The organism is uncultured Cardiobacterium sp., assembly GCF_938028185.1.
Classification (GTDB): domain Bacteria; phylum Pseudomonadota; class Gammaproteobacteria; order Cardiobacteriales; family Cardiobacteriaceae; genus Cardiobacterium.
Genome location: NZ_CALJAH010000165.1, coordinates 1 through 3,512, shown reverse-complemented (window position 1 = coordinate 3,512; position 3,512 = coordinate 1). Strand labels below are relative to the sequence as shown.

Genomic DNA, 3,512 nt, shown 5'->3' with positions numbered 1-3,512 from the left:
AAATAGGGGCTTAAATAAATTCTGCTATTTAATTCTTTGCAGCTTCTTTCGCTTTCTTGCGTTTTTCTTTTTGCTGCTTTCGCCATTCCCACGGCGGGATACTTTGATACTCGGATGTGTTCCAAAGGCCACGCTGTTCATTTTTTGCTTCCGCTTCCAATTTCAAATATTCCCCATCTTCCGGGTAATACTGCCGATAAACCCATGCGCCGCCCTGCCGTACCATTTCGGCATTGACATCAATATCGCCAACATAAAGCACGCAAACATTTCGATTGTATTTATCTCGTTCGGTGCAATCAGCGCGGATTACTTTCCCTTTGACCATACCCGCGAGCAGGTCGGTTGATTTCGCGCCATACGGCTGTTTGCGTTCCGGCGCGTCGATGCCATGCAGTCTTATTTTGTGCTGCTGACGCGCATCGTCTAACAGCGTTATGGTGTCGCCGTCGGTAACATATATAGCTTTGCCAACCAGCTCATATGCTGCTGCACTGGTAGATAGGGCGGCGATGACGAGAGATAGGTATTTCATGATTTCCTTCGGGGATGGGATGACATGGCGCTGCAAGCAGGTTCCATGCCATCCCTGTTTTTATGCTTTCGGCTTGCCCTCTTTCGCTTCGACCGCTACCTCGACGGCCACCCCCTGCTCGATAAGCCATTTCCCAGCGGCATTGGATGCGTCCACAACATCGCCAACCGCAAATGAGCGGTCGGAATGGGTGAATGGTTTAATTGCTCGTATCTTCATTCGTTACTCCTAAATTTTGGCATTAAAAAACCCGGCAATGCCGGGTGATAGATTCATAATTGTCGCAGAGTGATTTTTGTCTCATGTCCTTTCCAAACATGGCACGTCGCTTCCATTTTCACGCGCTGTCCGAAGCTGTTTTCGGCGGTGAATGGGATAGCGATAAACACTTGCCCATTCTCGCGAAGACTCTTGACAACACTTAGCGTACTGACGTCCACGGACAGTGGAAACTTAACTTGGCTTTTGGCTAAATTGAGACATTCGACAAACGCTTCGGTCTTCTTCCGCTCATCAGCGAGATGTTTCAATTCTTCCTCTGTGGGCGGGGCGGCTTCCCGTTTGGCTGGCACAACATCATGATAGCTTTCTTTGCTGGCCATCTCGCTGTCCGCAAACCCAAAATGGGTAAGGATAAGCACCATCAGAAAACAGCCGACGGTGAAGCCACCGTAGCGTGCGAACACATCGAAACGCGATTTTTCCTCGCTCAGGAACGGAAGGATTTTCGGCCACCGCAGCCCAAAGACGAGCGCAATCAGCCCACTAAAAGCGCACAATGCAAAGAAATCAACCATGGTAAAGCCTCGTGATGAAATTGCTTACAGAATAGCAATTATCATGCCGCGACGACACAAAAATCACCGGCGGATTATTTCGGCTTAATCGTTACCGTGAATGGGCTAGTCTGACCTTCCGGTACTTCCGGGCGTCCTGACAACTCAATGGTGTTGAAGTCGTCAGAGAAGAAGTTGAACGCGCCACTCGCTGACAAGGTTGCCTTCGGGATGTGCAGTTTGACGTCCGCACCATTGACGCGGTTGCGCCCATCCAATACCAGCTCGCATTTGATTTGGCTGTCGGTGTTCGCCTGGATGGTCCAGGCTTCCCAGTCTGCGGTCTTGTAACTGACCTTGATTTTGTCGCCTTTAGCCACACCTGCCGTGTCCTTGAGCTTAATCATGCCGAGGCGGTGATGCACCTCGTAGTGTTCGGCGGCAATCGGCGTGTCGTCCGATTTTTTGACGGTGGTGTCGGTTTCGGTGAGATAGCCGTGTTTGAGTTGCAAAAAGCGGTCTAAATCGACATCGACCAGCTCGTCAGACACCGTTTGCGAGGTCATTTGCTCGCGTTTCAGCGCACCCTGGAAAACCATCGCCATGTTTTCCTGGTTGAAATCGTCGAGCGTAATTTTCAGCTCGCCTGCTTTCGGCAAAATGACGGTGTTCAAAACCGCGCCGTAGTTTCCGCGCATCTTTGAAATGCGCTCTTTAACCTCTGATTCCATCGACACCGACAACTCGGTGGCGTTGCCCACCTGAACCATGCCGAGGTCGGTACGGTCAAGGCGGCGGATGTAGAGCGTCCCCTCGCCGATGAAGCCGTCGTGTTGCAGTTTCGTTGCCATAATTTACTCCTTAGATTGAAAATTTAGATAGAGTTGGTATTTAAGCGGGTAGAGGCTCAAGCCGTAGGCGTACACCGCCCGCTCACCTGGCACCATGTGCAGGGTCTGCCGTGAGCGCGGGTCGTCATCCAGCGGCGCAAAACCCGCCATTGCTTGCATCACGCCGCCAATCAGCTCGCCGACACCTTCGGGCATGCCGTCGCGCTGGTAGTTCTGCGAGGCGACGATGACGCTGTAGGTAACGGTGATTTGTTGGTGCCGCCCATTGCCTGCCTCGCCCCTGGGCGCGATGCCGTCAAAGATGAGATAGACGTAGCCGTCCGTCCCCGTGGTCTTGCCGTTAATCACTTGGGCGAGGTCGTTGGCACCGCAGACAGCGCGCACCCCATCCACCGTTTTCAGCCGCTCAGCAATGGGCGCGTAGGCGGCATTGACGTCAAATATTGAAGTAGGCAAGGGTTATCTCCTGTAGGCTGGCAAGCAGGTCATCCGAGACGCCCAAAAATGGACGCGCCGGGATACGCTCTGTGCCGAACTGGTGATAGGGCGCGTAACTGACGTTGGTGCCAACTTGCAGACTGTCGTTGGCAACGTGCGCCACGACCGACTGATAGAGGCGGCCGGTATCCATCAGCGGTTTGCCCGCGCGGACTTTCAGGTCTTCCCAGATGCTGCCGTCCGGCGCCTCGCTGTTTTCAAAGCGCAGCATGACGCGCGTAACCTCATCCTCGCCCAACTCATCCAGTACGGGCGTGATGTCCTCGCCCCGCTCCGCCAGTTGCTTGAGTTTGCGAAGTGCGGTATCCATTCCCACGGTGAAGACGACAAACTGCATGGCTACCTCTTGCGCACCATGTCCATCTTGTCCAGCGTCGCCTGGTCAAAGACGACCGGGCTGGACACTACAGCGATGCGGTGATTGCCCGTGAGCGGCAACGGGCTGTCCGGTTTGCGTTGGTCGTTGTCGCCGGGGAATAGCTGCACCTTGCCAGCCGCCACGTCGGCCAGCCATTGCAAGGCGTCCTCATAGCGCAGGCGGATGGTGGTTTTCCCGGTGTCGCCGCCCTCTTTGATTTGGTCGTCGTGCAGGCGGTAGCGGGCGATGTCGGCCGTAACCGACACCAGCGCCACCGGCACAGACGGCAGGGGCAATGGATGGGCGCGGGCGATGTAGGTGTCGGCCAGCGCAGCCGCATCCGTGCACGCCGCCAAGAGACGGGCGTTCTGCGGGTCGGGGTCGCTTTCCAGCACCTGCCGCACCTCGCGCGCCCCGAAGCGGTCGATGATGTCTTGCGGCTGGGCGTACATCACGCGCTCTGTTTCAATTCGCGCTCCCGCGTGGGGAGCGAC

The 3,512-nt window shown here is 55.2% G+C and carries 7 protein-coding genes; all 7 read right to left on the bottom strand.

Going from position 1 to position 3,512, the window contains the following annotated elements; translation table 11 throughout:
* Positions 1 to 28: 28 nt before the first annotated feature.
* Positions 29 to 535, bottom strand: a complete 507-nt coding sequence (locus Q0349_RS04960; RefSeq protein WP_298079774.1) for a thermonuclease family protein — start codon at positions 533 to 535, stop codon at positions 29 to 31.
* A gap of 60 nt (positions 536 to 595) precedes the next feature.
* Positions 596 to 754, bottom strand: coding sequence for a hypothetical protein (locus Q0349_RS04955; RefSeq protein ID WP_298079773.1), 159 nt, complete (start codon positions 752 to 754; stop codon positions 596 to 598).
* A gap of 53 nt (positions 755 to 807) precedes the next feature.
* A complete protein-coding gene (locus tag Q0349_RS04950; protein ID WP_298079772.1) occupies positions 808 to 1,332 on the bottom strand; it encodes a hypothetical protein in 525 nt (174 codons plus the stop codon).
* 74 nt (positions 1,333 to 1,406) lie between these two features.
* Positions 1,407 to 2,162, bottom strand: a complete 756-nt coding sequence (locus Q0349_RS04945) for a hypothetical protein (protein ID WP_298079771.1) — start codon at positions 2,160 to 2,162, stop codon at positions 1,407 to 1,409.
* A 3-nt stretch (positions 2,163 to 2,165) separates the two neighbouring features.
* Positions 2,166 to 2,618 carry a hypothetical protein gene (locus Q0349_RS04940; protein WP_298079770.1) on the bottom strand — a complete coding sequence of 151 codons (453 nt, stop codon included), beginning with the start codon at positions 2,616 to 2,618 and terminating at the stop codon, positions 2,166 to 2,168.
* On the bottom strand, positions 2,599 to 2,997 hold the full coding sequence (locus Q0349_RS04935) for a phage virion morphogenesis protein (protein ID WP_298079769.1): 399 nt from the start codon (positions 2,995 to 2,997) through the stop codon (positions 2,599 to 2,601). The genes Q0349_RS04940 and Q0349_RS04935 overlap by 20 nt, the downstream gene beginning before the upstream one ends.
* A gap of 2 nt (positions 2,998 to 2,999) precedes the next feature.
* On the bottom strand, positions 3,000 to 3,512 hold a 513-nt coding region (locus tag Q0349_RS04930), incomplete at its 5' end, for a DUF1320 domain-containing protein (RefSeq protein WP_298079768.1).